This is a genomic window from Rathayibacter sp. AY1B7 (assembly GCF_002932735.1).
In the GTDB taxonomy this organism is placed as follows: Bacteria; Actinomycetota; Actinomycetes; order Actinomycetales; family Microbacteriaceae; genus Rathayibacter.
Genome location: NZ_PSWK01000001.1, coordinates 59,741 through 75,749 on the forward strand (window position 1 = coordinate 59,741; position 16,009 = coordinate 75,749).

Consider the following 16,009-nt stretch of genomic DNA (forward strand, 5'->3'; position numbering starts at 1 on the left):
CTCAGGCCTGAGCCGTCGACGCCCGCTCCACCAGCACCGGCGGCACCGGGCGGTCGACGGCGGGCTCCTCGCCGCGCAGCTCCGCGAGCACGACGCCGATCGTGCGGCGGCCGACTTCCGCGAAGTCCTGGCGGATGGTGGTCAGCGGCGGCTGGTAGTGCGCCGCCTCGGGGACGTCGTCGAAGCCGACGACGCTGAGGTCCTCGGGCACGCGCAGTCCCCGCTCGGTGCAGGCGTGCAGGAGTCCGAGGGCCATCTGGTCGTTGCCGGCGAACACCGCGGTCGGCCGGGGCGAGGAGTCGAGGAGGCGGAGGCCGGCGCGGTAGCCGGACTCGGCGCTCCAGTCGCCCTCCACGACGGCGACAGGGTCGAGGCCGGCCGCGCTCATCCCGGCGCCGAAGCCCTCGAGCCGCGCCTGCGCCTCCACCCAGTGCTGCGGACCGGCGAGGTGCGCGATGCGGGTGTGGCCGAGGCCGACGAGGTGCTCGGTCGCCAGTCGCGCTCCGGCCGCCTGGTCGACGAGGAGCAGGGAGTCGGCGCCGCGGTCCGTCGCGCCGAGCGTCACCGAGGGGACGCCGATCGCGAGGCTCTCGATCGCCTCCAGCGCGCGCTCCTGCGGGGCGAGGACCACGATCGCCTCCACCGACTCCCGCTGCAGGTGGGCGAGACCGTCGGCCAGCGACTCCGCGTCCGGCGCCGCGTTCACGACCGGGACCCGGTAGCCCGCGTCGCGCGCCGCCTGCTCGATCGCGGCCATCGCGGTGGCGGTGCCGTAGAAGCTGTGGCTCTCGGCGGCGAGGATCCCGATCAGGCCGGAGCGGCTCGTCGCCAGGGCGCGGGCGGCGGCGCTGGGGCGGAAGCCGAGGTCCTCGATCGCGGCGAGCACGCGCTCCCGGGTGCGCGGCCGCAGCTGGGGGCTGTCATTGAGCACCCGCGAGACCGTCTGGTACGACACTCCGGCCCGCACCGCGACGTCGCGGATGGTCGGCGCGCGGTCGAGGGGCATGGCCACACCGTAGCGGTGCGTGCGCCCCCGCCCCCTCCCGCGAGACGCCTCCCGGGTGCGCGTCCGTCGGCGGGTCGCGTACCGGAGTGGCGTGCCGCGGGCGCGGGTCAGGGGCCGCCGAGCCAGTGGTCGATGCGGTGGTGGTCGGGGGTGAAGCCGTGGTCGACGCCCCAGAGGACGGCCTGCGTGCGGCTGGTCGCGCCGATCTTGCCGTAGACGCTGCGGATGTAGGACTTCACCGTGTTGGGGCTGAGGTAGGTGAGGGCGGCGACGTCGGCGTTGCTCTTGCCCTGAGTGATGAGCGCGAGGATCTCCGACTCCCGGTCGGTGATGCCCTCGTGGCGGCCCGGCCAGTCGAGGCCCGGTGCGCTGCCCGCCCGCCGCGGAGGATCGCTGACGACGACCTCGCCCGCCGCCACCCGCTCGAGCGCGGCCACCAGCTCCCGCGCCGGCAGGGTCTTGGAGAGGTAGCCGTGGACGCCCTGCTCGAGGGCGTCCGCGATGAGCGTCGGCGCGAAGTTCCAGGTGTAGACGACCACGTGCTCGGCCCGCTCGTTGCGCACCAGCTCCGCGATCTCGTGGTGGTCCGACTCCGGCTGGGCGAACGAGTCGTAGAGGACGACGTCGATCCGATCGGAGAGGGAGGCGTTCGCGTCGATCTCGGCGACGACCACCCGATCGCGGTAGTGGTCGAACATGTGCGCGAGGCCCGTGAGGACGACGTCGTAGTCGTCGACGAGCGCGACGGTGAGGGGCGCGCGGCGGGTCATGGTCGGACGCTACCGCACGACTCGTCGGGGCGAGCACACCCCCAGGGGTGTACCGCCGCCTCCTCCGGGGTGGTTGCGTAGCCACCGGTCCCGCAACCGCGGAACCGATCAGCGGGCCCCCGCCCGCACAACGGAAGGACGACCGCCATGCTCGGTCTCATCATCAGCCTCATCGTCGTCGGACTCATCGCAGGAGCGCTGGCCCGCCTCATCGTCCCCGGGAAGCAGAGCATCAGCATCGGCATGACCATCGTGCTCGGCATCGTCGGCTCGTTCGTCGGCGGCTTCCTCGGCTTCCTGATCTTCCAGCACGACCCGATGGACGGCTTCTTCCAGCCCGCCGGCATCATCGGCTCGATCATCGGAGCGATCATCGTCCTGCTCGTCTACACCCGCTTCGCCGGCCGCTCCGCCGCGCGCCGCTGACCCGCAGCGCACGGCGACAGCGAGGTGGCTGCCGACCCGCGCTCCGCGGGCATGCAGGCACCACGCTGACCGGCGGCCCCGGCCCGGCTCCCTCCACGGGCCGGGCCGTCGTGCTGTCCGCGGGGTGCCCGGGCGACGACCGCGGTCTCCGACGCTGCGTCCGCGGGTTCCGACGCTCCGTCCGCGGAGCCCGCGCCGCGTCCTCCGACCTCCGTGGATCGGCGGCCGAGTCCGTCGACGCCGCGTCGGTGGCGGCCGAGTCCGTCGCCCCAGAGTCGGCAGCCGCGCAGCCCGTCGCCGCCCAGCCGCCGCGCACCGGGGTGCGCGATGCTCGGGCGATGCCGCTCGTCGTCCCCGATGCCCTCGTCCCGCTCGCGCTCCGGCTCGCCCGTGCGAACCGCACCTTCGTCAGCGCGGAGGGAGCCCGTCGCCGCATCCGGGAGCGCGCGCTCCGTCCCGCCTCCTACGGCCCGCCGCCCCGCCTCCGGCCCGGCGTGCGCGTCGACGTGGAGCAGGTCGGCTCCTGGCCGGTCTACACGATCCGCCCGCGGGTGATCCGCGGCGGCGTCGTCTACGTCCACGGCGGCGGCTGGGTGAACGAGATCGCGCCCCAGCACTGGTGGCTCGCCGCCCGCATCGCCGACGAGGCCTCCGTCGCGGTGACCCTCCCGATCTACCCGCTCGTGCCCTTCGGCACGGCGCTCGAGGCGCGCGACGGCGTCCGAGGCCTGGTGCTGCGAAGTCTGGAGCGGCACGGCGCGACCTGCCTCGCCGGCGACTCGGCGGGCGGCCAGATCGCCCTCTCGACGGCTCTCGCCCTGCGCGACGACGGGGTGGTCCTGCCGCGCACCACCCTCGTCTCGCCCGCGCTCGACCTCTCCTGGAGCAATCCGCGCATCCAAGAGGTGCAGCCGACCGATCCCTGGCTCGGCACCCCGGGCGGTCGCGTCCTCGCCGAGAGCTGGCGCGGCGCCCTCGACCTGCTCGATCCCGCGGTCAGCCCGCTGTTCGGCGACCTGGCGGGCCTCGGCCCCCTCACCGTCTTCAGCGGCACGCGTGACGTCCTCAATCCGGACGCCCACGTGCTGGCCGAGCGGGCGGCGGCCGCCGGGGTCCCGTTCGAGCTCCACGAGGCCGTCGGGCAGGTCCACGTGTACCCGCTCGTGCCCACGCGGGCCGGCCGCGAGGCGCAGCACGACCTGGTCGAGGGGCTCCGCGCGGCGGTCTGACCACCGGCCGGCCCAGGCGTCCGGCAGGCTCCTCTCAGTCCGTCTTCCGTATGGCGGACGGCGCCTCCGCCCGCTCGTCCACGACGTCGAGGCGAGCCAGCGCGTTCGCCGTCCCCCGGCGGCCCCGTGTCGCGACCAGGCCGATCATCGCGGCCGCCGCGAGGACGAAGGCGAGCAGCGACCAGAAGCCGCCCTCGACGGCGAGCAGGGTGGACCAGCCGCCCGATCCCGCCGCCCAGCGCACGAGCCGCTGCCAGAGGAGCGGTCGCGGCTCGGGACGCAGGCGCACCACCGTCTCGCCGAGGGTCCGTCCGGACCGCAGCACGATCACGAGCTGGAACAGCGGAGCGACGAACGGCAGGGCTCCGAGAACCACGTCCCCGGGGCTCGAGCGCGTGTCCACCCCCGCGAGCACGAGGCCGACCCCGGTGATCGAGACGAGCGCGCCCGTGATGAGGCTCAGCGCGAGAACGTCGCAGAACATGCCGAACGCGCGGCGGCGGATCGTGACCGGGCGGGCCAGCTCCGGCACCGCGCCCTCGGTCCGGCGGGTGAAGAGGAGGAGGACGGGGGAGAGGAGGGTGCCGAGCAGGGCGCCGGCCGTGTTGGCCAGCAGGTCGTCGACGTCGAAGAGCCGGTAGGCGCACGGGTAGAGGAACCAGTCGCCGGTGAGCTGCGTGACCTCGATGAGGAGCGAGACGGCGAAGCCGACGGCGGTGCCGCCGATCAGCCCGGCGACGAGGCGCCCGCGCAGAGCGAGGTGGCGGACGAGCATCCCGAGGGGGACGAAGAAGACCACGTTCAGGAGCACCTGCGCGGACGCGGGGTTCGTCAGCAGCGCGCGGGGCCCGTCGATCCCGCCCTCCTTCGCGATGTCGCCGACGAAGGCGAACAGGCGCAGCTGCGGACCCGATCCGGTGCGGCAGGCGGCGGCGACCGTCGCCTCGTCGGGCAGGGGGAGGAGCGTGTAGGTGACGAGGGCGAGCGCGTAGACCACGGCGGCGAAGGCCAGCACCGCGTTGCCGATCCCGAGGACGCCGCGGCGCCGGTACTGCAGGGCGGCCCAGGGCACGAGGCCCACGAGGGCGACGGCGGAGCCGAACAGGAGGGCGAGCACGGCGGAGGTCATGCGTCGACAGTAGGAGAGCGGAGGCCGATCCCCACCGACAGGCGCGTCGGGGATCTCCGCCAGCGCGATTCGTCCCTCCCCAGCGCGGGATGCGGGCGCTCCTCCACGGATCCGAGCGATCCCCGCCCGCCGCCACCGCGCCCTGCTAGCGTTTCCTGGGTCGCGTCCAAGAAACGCGTGCACCCCCGACCCCTCCACGAAAGACGTCATGCCGCTGCGCTCCCGCCTCCTCGCCCTCCCCGCCGCCGTCGCGGCCGCCGCGCTCCTGCTCAGCGGCTGCACCGCCGAGACGCCGGACGCCTCCAGCACCCCCGTCGACGGCGGGACGCTGACCTACGCGTCCGGCGACGCCGAGCCCACCTGCCTCGACCCGCACGTCGGCGGCAACTACCCGCAGGCGCTCCTCGCGACGCAGGTGCTCGAGTCGCTCGTCTCGCGCGACGCCGACGGCACCATCACGCCGTGGCTGGCCGAGTCGTGGACCGTCTCGGACGACGCGCTCAGCTACGACTTCACCCTGCGCGAGGGTGTGACCTTCACCGACGGCACCGCCCTCGACGCGGAGGCGGTCGCCGCGAACATCGCGCACCTGCAGGACCCGGCGACCAAGTCCTCCACCGGCTACCTCGCCGTGGCGAAGGTCGCCTCCGTCACCGCGGTCTCGCCGACCGTCGCCCGCTTCACCCTGACCGCGCCGGACAGTGCGCTGCTCGAGTCGCTCGCGCAGCCGTGGACCGCGATCGAGTCGCCCGCCGGCATCGCCCGCGGCGAGGAGGCGAACTGCGAGGCGCCCGTCGGCACCGGCCCCTTCACCGTCTCGGAGTGGGTCAAGCAGGACCACGTGACCCTCACCCGCAACGAGGCCTACGACGCGTCGACCGGCCCGACCGGGGACGGCCACGAGGGCCCCGCGCACCTGGCGAGCATCACCTGGCGCTTCATCCCCGACTCCGCCACCCGCTACGCGGCGCTGCAGTCGGGCGAGGTCGACGTGCTCGACAACGCCCAGCCCGACACCCTGATGGCCGCGACCGGAGCCTCCGACCTCGTCGAGCTCGACGCGCCCCGGCCCGGCTCGGTCAACCGCCTCGAGCTCAACTCCGGCCAGGCGCCGTTCGACGACGAGTCCGTCCGCGAGGCGTTCGTCCGCGGCGTCGGCGTGAACGACGCGATCGACTCCCTCTTCTTCGGCACCGCCGAGCGCTCCTACTCCCCGCTGTCCAGCCGCGAGGCGACCGCGTACTCCGACCCGTCGCTCTTCGAGGACGCCGGGTCCGACTCCGAGACGGCCGCCGCCGAGGATCTGCTCGAGAAGGCCGGCTGGGTGGACTCGGACGGCGACGGCATCCGCGAGAAGGACGGGACGCCGCTGACGCTGCGCTTCCCCGTCAGCACCAACCAGTCGATCCCGGCCGAGCAGTCGCTGTTCGAGCAGATCCAGGCCTCGGCGAAGACCCTCGGCTTCGACGTGCGGATCAGCCTGCTCGACCTGTCGAGCTGGTACACCGCGCTCGCGTCGAACGAGTACGAGCTGGTGAGCGCCCCGTACACGAAGGTCGGACCCGACGTGCTGCGGATCCTCTACTCCTCCTCGGGCATCACCCCCGCGCCGAGCGGCTACTTCGCCAACCACGCGCAGATCGCCGACCCCGCGCTCGACTCGCTGCTCGAGCAGGCGAGCGCCACGACCGACGAGGACGCCCGCGCCGACCTGTACGAGCAGGCCCAGCGGATCGTCCTCGAGGGCTACTGGATCCTGCCGCTCTACGACCAGCAGAACCACTACCTGCACCGGTCGGCCGTCCAGGGCCTCGTCGCCCTCGACACCGTGTCGACCCCCTGGTTCGCCGACGCCTGGGTCTGACCCGGCTCCGGAGAGCCGCCTGCACCGATCGATGAGCGGACGCATGCCGGTCGAGTAGTCGCCGCGGCGGCGCATCGAGACCCCGCGATCGGGATGGGCGGATCTCGAGACGCCCGCTCCGCGGGCTGCTCGATCAGCAGGGGTCCGTCCTCCATGCTGGTCGAGTAGCCGCCGTCTGTCGCGCGTCGAGTCCCCGTGCTCCGGAGGGAGCGGGCCTCGACGACGCCCCGCCCCCTCCATCGCCCCGACCAGAGAGGACGCCCGCCCGCATGATCCGCCGCGCGCTCCTCCGCCTCGGCGGCGCCCTCGTGGTGCTGTGGGCCGTCGCGACCGCCGTCTTCGTCCTCATCCGCCTCGTCCCCGGCGATCCGGCGCAGGCGATCCTCGGCGGTCCGGGCTCGCAGGCGTCGCCCGAGGCGCTCGCCGCGGTGCGGGAGCAGTACGGCCTCGACCAGCCGCTCCTCGTGCAGTACCTGGTGCAGCTCGGCAGGCTCGCGCGCGGCGACCTCGGCACCTCCTACTCCCTGCGCACTCCCGTCGCGCAGATCCTCGGCGAGCAGCTGCCCGGCACCCTCCTGCTCGCCGTGCTCGCGCTCACCGCCGCATGGATCCTGGCGCTGGCGACCGCCCTCTGGTCGACCCGGGGCGGACGCCTCGCCGCCGCGGTCGGGTCCGGCCTCGAGCTCACGGCGGCCGCGCTCCCGCACTTCTGGCTGGCGACCGTGCTGATCGCCGTCTTCGCGACCGCGCTGCGCTGGCTGCCCCCGGTCAGCACAGGGTCGCCCGCCGGGCTGGTGCTGCCGACGCTCACCCTCGCGATCCCGCTGGCGGGCTTCCTCGGCCAGGTGATGCGCCGCTCCCTCCTCGACGCGCTGGAGTCGCCGTTCGTGCTCGCCGCTCGGGCGCGCGGCGAGGGCGAGCTCGGCGTCCGCGCCCGCCACGCGCTGCGCCACGCGGTGCTGCCAGGGGTCTCGCTCTCGGGTTGGGCGTTCGGCTACCTGATCGGCGGGGCCGTGGTGGTCGAGACGATCTTCGCGAGGCCGGGGCTCGGCCGGACTCTGCTCGCGGCGGTGACCGTCCGTGACGTGCCGGTGGTGACGGGTGTCGTGCTGGTCACGGCGCTGGCGTACATCGTCGTGACGCTCGCCACCGATCTGCTGACCCGCGTGATCGACCCGCGGCTGGCCCGGCGGGAGGCGGTCGCGTGAGCGAGCTCGAGCTGCGCGCCGCCCGCCCGCTCCGCCGGGGTGCCTCCCGCCTCCGCGCCGGCGAGGTGCTGGCCGTGGTCTTCGTCGTGCTGCTCCTGCTCGCCGCCGTCGCGCCCGGGCTGCTCGCCCCCTCCGATCCGCTCGCCGTCGCCCCGCGCGACGCCTTCACCCCACCGGGTGCCGCGCACCTGCTCGGCACCGACGAGTCCGGTCGGGACGTCCTCAGCCGCCTCATCGCAGGGGCGGGCGCGTCCCTCCTGATCGGCGCCAGCGCCACCGTGATCGGCCTCGTCCTCGGCGCGGTGCTCGGGGTGGTCGCGGCGTTCGGCGGCCGCGTCGTCGACGGCGTGATCGGCCGCGTGCTCGAGGTGCTCTTCGCCTTCCCCGCACTCCTGCTCGCGCTGCTCGTGATCGTGGTCACGGGTCCCGGAGTCGTCCCCGCCACCATCGCGGTCGGCCTCTCGACCGCGCCGGGGTACGCCCGCATCCTGCGCACGCAGCTGCTCGGCATCCGCGACTCCGGCTACGTCGAGGCGGCGCGCGTGCTGGGGCACGGACCCGTCCGCATCCTCGTCCGGCACGTCCTCCCCAACACCTTCGGGCCGCTCGCCGTGCTGGCGACCCTCGGCGTCGGCCAGGCGATCGTCTGGGCCTCGGCCCTCAGCTACCTGGGCCTGGGCGCCGAGCCGCCCGCGCCGGAGTGGGGCGCGATGCTCTCGGCGGGCCGCACCTACCTCTCGAGCGCGTGGTGGCTGACCGTGTTCCCGGGGCTGGCGATCGTGCTGACCACGATCGCGACGACGGTCCTCGGCGGGCGTCTGCGGGGTGCGCGGTGAGCGCGGTCGTCGTCGAGGGGCTCCGGGTCGCCTTCGACGGAGTCGAGGTGGTGCACGGGGTCTCGTTCCGCGTGGAGCCGGGGGAGTGCGTCGCGATCGTCGGCGAGTCCGGGTCGGGTAAGAGCGTCACCGCGCGAGCGCTGCTGGGGCTGAGCGGAGGCGCCGTGACCGGGAGCGTCCGCGTCGGCGGGACCGAGGTGGTCGGAGCGGGCGAGCGGGAGCTGCGGCGGCTGCGCGGCGGATCCGTCGGCTTCGTCCCGCAGGACGCGCTGCTCTCGCTCGACCCGCTGCGCCCGATCGGCCGCGAGATCGGCGACGTGCTCCGCCTCCACGGCCGCCTCCCCGCGGCCGAGCGCGCGCAGCGGACGGTCGAGGCCCTGGCGAGCGTCGGCATGCCGGAGCCGGCCGAGCGGATGCGGGAGCGCTCCGGCGACCTCTCCGGCGGGCTCCGCCAGCGCGCCCTCCTCGCGGCGGCCGTGGCGCTCGATCCGCCGCTGCTCGTCGCCGACGAGCCGACCACCGCGCTCGACGTCACCGTCCAGGCCCGCGTGCTCGAGCTCTTCGCCGAGCAGAAGGCGCGCGGCCGGGCGCTCGTCCTGGTCTCGCACGACCTCGCGGTGGTGGCGGGCCTCGCGGACCGCATCCTCGTGCTCGCCGACGGCCGCGTGGTGGAGGAGGGGACCGCGGCCGAGGTGCTGCGCGCGCCCCGCAGCCCCGAGGCCCGCGCGCTCGTGGCCGCTGTCCCCGCCGGGCGCCCGCGCGGCTCCCGGCTCACCGACCCGACCGCACCGGCGACACCGCCCGAGACCCCCGGCGAGGTCGTGGTCGCGGCCCGCGGACTCGCCGCCCGCTTCCCGCTGCCCGGCGGAGGAGTGCGGGTCGCGGTCGACGACGTCGACCTCCGGCTGCGGCGCGGCGAGACCGTGGGGCTCGTCGGCGAGTCCGGGTCGGGCAAGAGCACGGTGGCCCGGCTCGTGCTGGCGCTGCGGCGTCCGGACGCGGGCGCCGTCGAGCTGTTCGGCGAGCCGTGGTCGGCAGCGACCGAGCGCTCCCGCCGTCCCCGCCGCCCGCGGATCGGCGCCGTCTACCAGGACAGCCTCTCCTCGTTCGACCCGCGCTGGAGCGTCGGCCGCCTCCTCCGCGACGCCGGCGCAGCCTCCGTGCCCGCGCTGCTCGAGAGCGTGGGGCTCGACCCCGCCCTGGAGCGGCGCTCGCCGCGGACCCTCTCCGGCGGTCAGCGCCAGCGCGTCTCGATCGCCCGGGCGCTGGCGACGCGCCCCGACGTGCTGATCTGCGACGAGCCCGTCTCGGCCCTCGACGTGTCGGTGCAGGCGCAGATCCTCGACCTGCTCGACGACCTGCAGCGCCGTCACGGCCTCGCCCTCCTCCTCATCTCGCACGACCTCGGCGTGATCGCCCACATGAGCGATCGCATCGCCGTGATGCGCGAGGGTCGGATCGTCGAGGCGGGGCCGGCCGCGTCGCTCCTCGCCGCACCGCAGGAGGAGTACACGCGCCGCCTGCTCGCCGCCGCCCCTCGCCTCGAGCGCTGAGCCGTCCGCGGCGCCGCGCCCGCCCGCACCGCCGAGGCGCCGCGCTGCCCGCCGGGACACCGCCTCAGCAGTGGTGTCCCTCGAGCGCAGCGATGTCTCGAAGCGCCCCCCGCGCAAGCCCGCGCCGCGAATCCGCCGCACCTCCACCACGTGTCGGACCTGCGGCGTAGCGTTGCCGAGGTGATGCGCCCGACGACCCAGACCCTCGGCCAGCTCCGTGCCTCCGGGCACGTGCAGAAGAGCCTCCGCACCGAGATCCGCGACAACCTGCTCGACGCCCTGCGCGAGGGCCGCGACCCCTGGCCGGGCCTGCACGGCTTCGCCGAGACGGTCATCCCGCAGGTCGAGCGCGCCGTCATCGCCGGCCACGACATCGTCCTGCTGGGCGAGCGCGGCCAGGGCAAGACCCGCCTCCTGCGCACCCTCGTCGGCCTGCTCGACGAGTGGACGCCCGTCATCGAGGGGTCCGAGCTCGGCGAGCACCCCTACGAGCCGATCACCACGGAGAGCCGCCGCCGCGCGGAGGAGCTGGGCGAGGACCTGCCCGTCGCGTGGAAGCCCCGCGAGGAGCGCTACGTCGAGAAGCTGGCCACCCCCGACACCAGCGTCGCCGACCTCATCGGCGACGTCGACCCGATGAAGGTGGCCGAGGGCCGCAGCCTGGGCGACCCGGAGACCATCCACTTCGGCCTCATCCCGCGCAGCCACCGCGGCATCGTCGCGATCAACGAGCTGCCGGACCTGGCCGAGCGGATCCAGGTCGCCATGCTCAACGTGATGGAGGAGCGCGACATCCAGATCCGCGGCTACGTCCTCCGCCTCCCCCTCGACGTCCTCGTCGTCGCGAGCGCGAACCCGGAGGACTACACGAACCGCGGCCGGATCATCACGCCGCTGAAGGACCGCTTCGGCGCCGAGATCCGCACCCACTACCCGACGGCTCTCGTCGACGAGGTCGCCGTCATCCGGCAGGAGGCGGACCTCGTCGCGACCGTGCCCGATGCGCTCATCGAGATCCTCGCCCGCTTCACGCGGGCCCTGCGCGAGTCGAGCTCCGTCGACCAGCGCAGCGGCGTCAGCGCCCGCTTCGCCATCGCCGGCGCCGAGACGATCGCCGCCGCCGCCCTGCACCGCGCCACCCGCCGCGGCGAGGAGGAGGCGGTCGCCCGCCCCATCGACCTCGAGACCGCCGTCGACGTGCTCGGCGGCAAGATCGAGTTCGAGTCGGGGGAGGAGGGCCGCGAGGACGAGATCCTCGACCACCTGCTCCGTCAGGCCACCGCCGAGACCGTCCGCGCCCACCTGCGCGGCGTCGACCTCGGGCCGCTCGTCGAGGCGGTCGAGAACGGCGCGATGATCACGACCGGCGAGCAGGTGACCGCCCGCGAGTTCCTGGCCGGCCTGCCGTTGCTGGGCGAGGCCCGCGTGTACGACGAGGTCGCCGAGCGCCTCGACGCCGTGGGGGAGGGGCGCCGCGCCGGAGCGGTCGAGCTCGCCCTCGAGGGCCTCTACCTCTCGCGCAAGCTGAGCAAGGAGACGGGCGGGGGCGAGGCCGTCTATGGCTGATGCTCCGCGCGGCAACCGGCGGCTGAAGCGCGACGCGCGCTACGCGAAGTACGACGGGGGACCCGATCCGCTCGCTCCTCCGGTCGACCTGAAGGAGGCCCTCGACGCGATCGGCGAGGACGTGATGGGCGGCACCTCGCCCGAGCGCGCCCTGCGCGAGTTCCTCCGCCGGGGCACCCGCGACCGCGAGGGCCTGGACGACCTGGCCGCCCGCGTCGCCGAGCGGCGTCGCGAGCTCACGCAGAGGAACAACCTCGACGGCACGCTCCGCGAGATCCGCGAGCTCCTCGACAAGGCCGTCCTCGCCGAGCGCAAGCAGCTCGCCCGCGACACGCAGATGGACGACGGCGACCGCGCGCTCGCAGAGATCCAGCTCGACAGCCTCCCGCCCTCGCCGGCCGCGGCCGTCTCGGAGCTCCGCGACTACCGCTGGCAGAGCCCCGAGGCGCGCGCCGACTTCGAGCGGATCCGCGAGCTCCTGGGCCGCGAGATGCTCGATCAGCGCTTCGAGGGGATGAAGCAGGCCCTCGAGAACGCGAGCGACGAGGACCGCGCCGCGATCGACGCGATGCTCCGCGACCTGAACGAGCTGCTCGAGGCGCACGCGCGCGGGGAGGACACCCCCGAGCAGTTCGACGCCTTCATGGAGCAGCACGGCGAGTACTTCCCCGAGGGCCCGGAGTCGGTGGACGAGCTGATCGACGCGCTCGCCGCCCGCGCGGCCGCGGCCCAGCGGATGCGCAACTCGATGACCGCCGAGCAGCGCGCCGAGCTCGACGCCCTCGCCCAGGAGGCCTTCGGCACGCCGGAGCTCATGCAGTCCCTCGGCCGCCTCGACGAGACCCTGCGGGGGCTCCGTCCCGGCGAGGACTGGGGCGGCTCCGAGCGGATGGACGGCGAGCAGGGGCTCGGCCTCGGCGACGGGACGGGCGTGTTCCAGGAGCTGGCCGACCTCGACGCCCTCGCCGACCAGCTCGCGCAGACGGACCGCTCCTCCCTCGACGACCTCGACCTCGACCTGCTGGCGAAGCGCCTCGGCGAGGACGCCTCCGTCGACGCGCAGACGCTGAAGCGCCTGGAGCGGGCCCTGCGCGACTCCGGGACCCTGCGCCGCGGCTCCGACGGCCGCCTCGCCCTCAGCCCGAAGGCCATGCGCCAGCTCGGCAAGGCGCTCCTGCGCGACATCGCCGAGACCGTCTCCGGCCGTCAGGGGGCCCGCGACGTCCGGCGTGCGGGCGCGGCGGGCGAGCGCTCCGGAGCGACGCGCTCGTGGGAGTTCGGCGACACCGAGGCCTGGGACATCCCCCGCACGGTGACCAACGCCCTCACCCGCAGCGCCGGCGAGGGCCGACCGGTCGGCTCGGGGGTGCGCATCCTGATCGACGACGTCGAGGTGCAGGAGACGGAGGCGCGCACGCAGGCCTGTGTCGCGCTCCTCGTCGACACCTCGTTCTCGATGGCGATGGACGGCCGCTGGGTGCCGATGAAGCGCACCGCGCTCGCCCTGCACACCCTGATCAGCAGCCGGTTCCGCGGAGACGCGCTGCAGCTCGTCGCCTTCGGCCGACGCGCCGAGGTGATGGACGTCGAGCAGCTGGTGGGCCTGGACGCGGAGTGGGACAAGGGCACGAACCTGCACCACGCGCTGCTGCTGGCCAACCGCCACTTCCGCAAGCACCCGAACGCGCAGCCGGTGCTGCTCATCGTCACCGACGGCGAGCCGACCGCGCACCTCGAGCCCGACGGCGGCGTCTTCTTCGACTACCCGCCGGACCCGCTGACGGTCGCCGTCTCGGTCCGCGAGCTCGACGCGTCGCTCCGCCTCGGCGCGCACACCACGTTCTTCCGCCTGGGCGACGACCCGGGCCTCGCGCGCTTCATCGACTCGCTCGCCCGCCGGGTCGGCGGCTCGGTGGTGAACCCGGAGGCGGAGGACCTGGGAGCGGCCGTCGTCTCCTCCTACCTCGGCGCTCGCGGCGCGGGTCCGGGAGGCGGCGGGACGCCGGGCGAGGAGCTGTTCGGCCGCGGCTGGAGCTTCTGAGCCGCTCAGGATGCAGGAGGGACCCGCTCCCGCGCCTGAGGATCAGCGCGTCTCCGCCGCTCCGGAGGCGTTCGTCCTGAGTTCCGACCGCGCCCGGCTCAGAACAGCGGCCAGGGCACCGCGGGCATCCCGCCCCGCGGGCCTGGGAAGCGGCCGAAGGAGCCGAGCCGCTCGCAGCGCTTCGCGAACGCGGCGACCTCGTCCTCGGTGAGCAGCTCCGAGAGCGCCTCGCCGAGCGGTCCGTCGATCTGCGCGCGCAGGAGCGCCAGCGCCGTCAGCTCCTCCTCGAGCAGCGGTTCGCCGATCCAGCCCCAGAGGACCGTGCGCAGCTTGTGCTCGGAGTGGAAGGTGAGGCCGTGGTCGACCCCGTAGCGGTGGCCGTCGGGCAGCGCGAGCACGTGCCCGCCCTTCCGGTCCGCGTTGTTGGCGACCACGTCGAACACGGCCATCCGGCGCAGCGCCGTCGAGTCCTCGTGCACGAGGGAGATGTCGCGGTCCTCCTCGTCGCTGCCGTCGAGGACGTGCCGCCATCCGTCGGGCACGGCGTCGGCGGGCACCAGGTCGACCGCGTCCTGGTCCGGATCGATGTCCTGCCAGAGCTGGACCATGCCCGGCCCGAGCGGACCGTCGCGGAGCCACGTGCGCGGCACCACGTTCCAGCCGAGCGCCTCCGAGACGAGGTAGGCGGCGACCTCGCGGCCCGCGAGCACGCCGTCCGGGAAGTCCCACAGCGGCTTCTCGCCCGAGATCGGCTTGTAGACGACGGACGTCTCGCCGAGCTGCGCGAGGAACGTCGCGTTCGAGGCGATCGTGATCCGGCCGGCCAGCTCCAGCTCGCCGTCGAGCCCGCCCGGGTCGCTCATGCGAGCGGGCAGTCGTGCCCGTCGGGATCCATCGGCTCGCCGCAGCGGGGGCAGAGCGGACGTCCGGCGCCGACGACCTCGAGGGTTCGCTTCGCGAAGGCGCGCGCCGTGCCGACCGGGATCTTCACCTGCAGCATCTCGGTGGGCTCGGGCTCCTCCTCGGAGTCGTCCTCCGCCTCGGTCAGCGGGTAGGCCTCGATCACGATCTGCGCGGTGGACGGGTCCCAGCCGAGGCTGAGACCGCCGACGCGGAACTCGGGCTCCACGGGCTGGTCGAGCGGGTCGTTGTCGACGAGCTCCGGGGGAGTGCCGGCGGGGACGCTGACCGGGTTGCCCTGGGCGGTCATCAGCTGGTCGAGGATCTCGTCGATCTTCTCGGCGAGGAGGGCCGACTGCTGCTTCTCGAGGCCGACGCTGACCACGCGGGGCCCGGTCTTGGCCTGGAGGTAGAAGGAGCGCGAGCCGGGTGAGCCGACGGTCCCCACGACGACGCGATCGGGCCAGTCGAATCCGTGCACGATCGGAGGCATGCCCCCAGTCTACGAGCGCCCGCCTCCGCAGTGGCTGCGCGCGTCGGCCTCGGGCGGTCTGCCGATCGAGCGGCCCGCCCCTCCTGCTGACCGAGCCCCCCGCGGAGCGGGCGCATCGAGATCCACCGCCGCCGAGCACCCGCATCCCTGCCGCTCGATCGAGCCCTGAAGCGGCCCTCCCGAACCCGCGCCTACTCGTGCCCCGCCCCGCCACCCACGGCGGCGTCCGCCACGGGGGCCGCCTTCCGCAGCCAGCCCAGGTCCCCGGCGTCCGTGTTCATCGCGACGACCTCGGGCCGCCCCGCGCCGTAGCGGATGATCGACACCGACGCCGGTCCGACGCTGAGCCTCTGGAACAGGTCGAGGTGCATGCCGAGCGCGTCCGCGAGGATCGCCTTGATCGTGTCTCCGTGGCTGACCGCCGCCCACACCGCGCCGGCCCCGTGCTCCTCCGTGACCGCCGCGTCGTGCCGGCGGATCGCGGACACGGCCCGGGCCTGCATCGCGAGCATCCCCTCGCCGCCGGGGAACACCACCGCGGAGGGCTGGTTCTGCACCGTCGCCCAGAGCGGCTCCGTCGCGAGATCCCGCAGCGAGCGCCCCGACCAGTCGCCGTAGTCGCACTCGGTGATGCCCTTGTCGATCACCGTCGCCGGCGATCCTGTCTGCCGCTCGAGGACGAAGCGCGTGGTCTGCCGGCACCGCTCGAGCGGGCTCGACACCACGGTCGCGAGCTCGACCGCCGCCAGCCGCTCCCCGGTGCGCGCCGCCTGCGTGCGTCCGACGTCGTCGAGCCGCACTCCGGCGGTGCGTCCGGCGAGGATCCCCGCGGTGTTCGCGGTGGTGCGTCCGTGCCGGACGAGGAGGAGCGTGGGCATGGGGCCAGCGTAGGCGGCCGTGCTCCCGCCCCGCCCCGCCGAGCTGCCGGGGCCGCGCCCGCGCGTTCAGCGCGACTCCATCGCGGGACGGATGCCCCGGCCGCAGCGCC

The 16,009-nt window shown here is 74.6% G+C and carries 14 protein-coding genes; 8 read left to right on the forward strand and 6 right to left on the reverse strand.

Annotation, left to right across the window (positions count from 1 at the left end; translation table 11 throughout):
- Nucleotide 1: 1 nt before the first annotated feature.
- Both C5C95_RS00245 and C5C95_RS00250 read right to left on the reverse strand, forming a co-directional pair.
- Nucleotides 2-1,006, reverse strand: coding sequence for a LacI family DNA-binding transcriptional regulator (locus tag C5C95_RS00245; RefSeq protein WP_104225040.1), 1,005 nt, complete (start codon nucleotides 1,004-1,006; stop codon nucleotides 2-4).
- A 107-nt stretch (nucleotides 1,007-1,113) separates the two neighbouring features.
- The gene (locus C5C95_RS00250; RefSeq protein WP_104225041.1) at nucleotides 1,114-1,776 is read right to left on the reverse strand and encodes a response regulator transcription factor; all 663 of its coding nucleotides are present in this window, start codon (nucleotides 1,774-1,776) and stop codon (nucleotides 1,114-1,116) included.
- A 147-nt stretch (nucleotides 1,777-1,923) separates the two neighbouring features.
- On the opposite strand from C5C95_RS00250, the gene C5C95_RS00255 reads away from it, so the two are divergent.
- The gene (locus C5C95_RS00255) at nucleotides 1,924-2,202 is read left to right on the forward strand and encodes a GlsB/YeaQ/YmgE family stress response membrane protein (protein WP_104225042.1); all 279 of its coding nucleotides are present in this window, start codon (nucleotides 1,924-1,926) and stop codon (nucleotides 2,200-2,202) included.
- A 338-nt stretch (nucleotides 2,203-2,540) separates the two neighbouring features.
- Nucleotides 2,541-3,431 (forward strand): alpha/beta hydrolase fold domain-containing protein, encoded by an 891-nt coding sequence (locus C5C95_RS00260; protein ID WP_104269145.1) that lies wholly within the window; start codon nucleotides 2,541-2,543, stop codon nucleotides 3,429-3,431.
- Between the two features lie 34 nt (nucleotides 3,432-3,465).
- Here the strand turns inward: C5C95_RS00260 and C5C95_RS00265 are convergent, their stop codons facing one another.
- Complete coding sequence (locus C5C95_RS00265; protein ID WP_181125496.1) at nucleotides 3,466-4,560, reverse strand: VanZ family protein; 1,095 nt, start codon at nucleotides 4,558-4,560, stop codon at nucleotides 3,466-3,468.
- A gap of 208 nt (nucleotides 4,561-4,768) precedes the next feature.
- Here C5C95_RS00265 and C5C95_RS00270 point away from each other — a divergent pair, with 208 nt between their 5' ends.
- The 6 genes from C5C95_RS00270 (at nucleotide 4,769) to C5C95_RS00295 (ending at nucleotide 13,628) form a co-directional block, all read left to right on the forward strand.
- Nucleotides 4,769-6,424, forward strand: coding sequence for an ABC transporter substrate-binding protein (locus C5C95_RS00270; protein ID WP_104323543.1), 1,656 nt, complete (start codon nucleotides 4,769-4,771; stop codon nucleotides 6,422-6,424).
- A gap of 269 nt (nucleotides 6,425-6,693) precedes the next feature.
- Nucleotides 6,694-7,632: an ABC transporter permease gene (locus C5C95_RS00275; RefSeq protein WP_104262316.1), complete on the forward strand. Its 939-nt coding sequence runs from the start codon at nucleotides 6,694-6,696 to the stop codon at nucleotides 7,630-7,632.
- A complete protein-coding gene (locus C5C95_RS00280; RefSeq protein ID WP_104323544.1) occupies nucleotides 7,629-8,468 on the forward strand; it encodes an ABC transporter permease in 840 nt (279 codons plus the stop codon). The genes C5C95_RS00275 and C5C95_RS00280 overlap by 4 nt, the downstream gene beginning before the upstream one ends.
- A complete protein-coding gene (locus tag C5C95_RS00285) occupies nucleotides 8,465-10,021 on the forward strand; it encodes an ABC transporter ATP-binding protein (RefSeq protein ID WP_104238832.1) in 1,557 nt (518 codons plus the stop codon). The genes C5C95_RS00280 and C5C95_RS00285 overlap by 4 nt, the downstream gene beginning before the upstream one ends.
- Before the next feature lie 183 nt (nucleotides 10,022-10,204).
- Nucleotides 10,205-11,587 (forward strand): magnesium chelatase, encoded by a 1,383-nt coding sequence (locus tag C5C95_RS00290; protein ID WP_104262318.1) that lies wholly within the window; start codon nucleotides 10,205-10,207, stop codon nucleotides 11,585-11,587.
- Nucleotides 11,580-13,628 carry a VWA domain-containing protein gene (locus C5C95_RS00295; protein WP_104255505.1) on the forward strand — a complete coding sequence of 683 codons (2,049 nt, stop codon included), beginning with the start codon at nucleotides 11,580-11,582 and terminating at the stop codon, nucleotides 13,626-13,628. The genes C5C95_RS00290 and C5C95_RS00295 overlap by 8 nt, the downstream gene beginning before the upstream one ends.
- A gap of 98 nt (nucleotides 13,629-13,726) precedes the next feature.
- Here C5C95_RS00295 and C5C95_RS00300 read toward each other — a convergent pair whose 3' ends face one another.
- The 3 genes from C5C95_RS00300 to C5C95_RS00310 form a co-directional block, all read right to left on the reverse strand.
- Nucleotides 13,727-14,491: an SCO1664 family protein gene (locus C5C95_RS00300; protein WP_104226043.1), complete on the reverse strand. Its 765-nt coding sequence runs from the start codon at nucleotides 14,489-14,491 to the stop codon at nucleotides 13,727-13,729.
- On the reverse strand, nucleotides 14,488-15,021 hold the full coding sequence (locus C5C95_RS00305; protein WP_104225051.1) for a DUF3090 domain-containing protein: 534 nt from the start codon (nucleotides 15,019-15,021) through the stop codon (nucleotides 14,488-14,490). Before C5C95_RS00305 ends, C5C95_RS00300 begins: the two co-directional genes overlap by 4 nt.
- 191 nt (nucleotides 15,022-15,212) lie before the next feature.
- Nucleotides 15,213-15,899 (reverse strand): histidine phosphatase family protein, encoded by a 687-nt coding sequence (locus C5C95_RS00310; RefSeq protein WP_104262322.1) that lies wholly within the window; start codon nucleotides 15,897-15,899, stop codon nucleotides 15,213-15,215.
- Nucleotides 15,900-16,009: the final 110 nt, after the last annotated feature.

What these genes read in the sequence shown, in the direction of transcription:
- C5C95_RS00295 (WP_104255505.1), top strand. Translation starts at nt 11,580, where the DNA reads ATGGCTGATGCTCCGCGCGGCAACCGGCGGCTGAAGCGCGACGCGCGC.
- C5C95_RS00310 (WP_104262322.1), bottom strand. Translation starts at nt 15,899, where the DNA reads ATGCCCACGCTCCTCCTCGTCCGGCACGGACGCACCACCGCGAACACC.
- C5C95_RS00300 (WP_104226043.1), bottom strand. Translation starts at nt 14,491, where the DNA reads ATGAGCGACCCGGGCGGGCTCGACGGCGAGCTGGAGCTGGCCGGCCGG.
- C5C95_RS00250 (WP_104225041.1), bottom strand. Translation starts at nt 1,776, where the DNA reads ATGACCCGCCGCGCGCCCCTCACCGTCGCGCTCGTCGACGACTACGAC.
- C5C95_RS00245 (WP_104225040.1), bottom strand. Translation starts at nt 1,006, where the DNA reads ATGCCCCTCGACCGCGCGCCGACCATCCGCGACGTCGCGGTGCGGGCC.
- C5C95_RS00290 (WP_104262318.1), top strand. Translation starts at nt 10,205, where the DNA reads ATGCGCCCGACGACCCAGACCCTCGGCCAGCTCCGTGCCTCCGGGCAC.
- C5C95_RS00270 (WP_104323543.1), top strand. Translation starts at nt 4,769, where the DNA reads ATGCCGCTGCGCTCCCGCCTCCTCGCCCTCCCCGCCGCCGTCGCGGCC.
- C5C95_RS00305 (WP_104225051.1), bottom strand. Translation starts at nt 15,021, where the DNA reads ATGCCTCCGATCGTGCACGGATTCGACTGGCCCGATCGCGTCGTCGTG.
- C5C95_RS00255 (WP_104225042.1), top strand. Translation starts at nt 1,924, where the DNA reads ATGCTCGGTCTCATCATCAGCCTCATCGTCGTCGGACTCATCGCAGGA.
- C5C95_RS00260 (WP_104269145.1), top strand. Translation starts at nt 2,541, where the DNA reads ATGCCGCTCGTCGTCCCCGATGCCCTCGTCCCGCTCGCGCTCCGGCTC.
- C5C95_RS00275 (WP_104262316.1), top strand. Translation starts at nt 6,694, where the DNA reads ATGATCCGCCGCGCGCTCCTCCGCCTCGGCGGCGCCCTCGTGGTGCTG.
- C5C95_RS00265 (WP_181125496.1), bottom strand. Translation starts at nt 4,560, where the DNA reads ATGACCTCCGCCGTGCTCGCCCTCCTGTTCGGCTCCGCCGTCGCCCTC.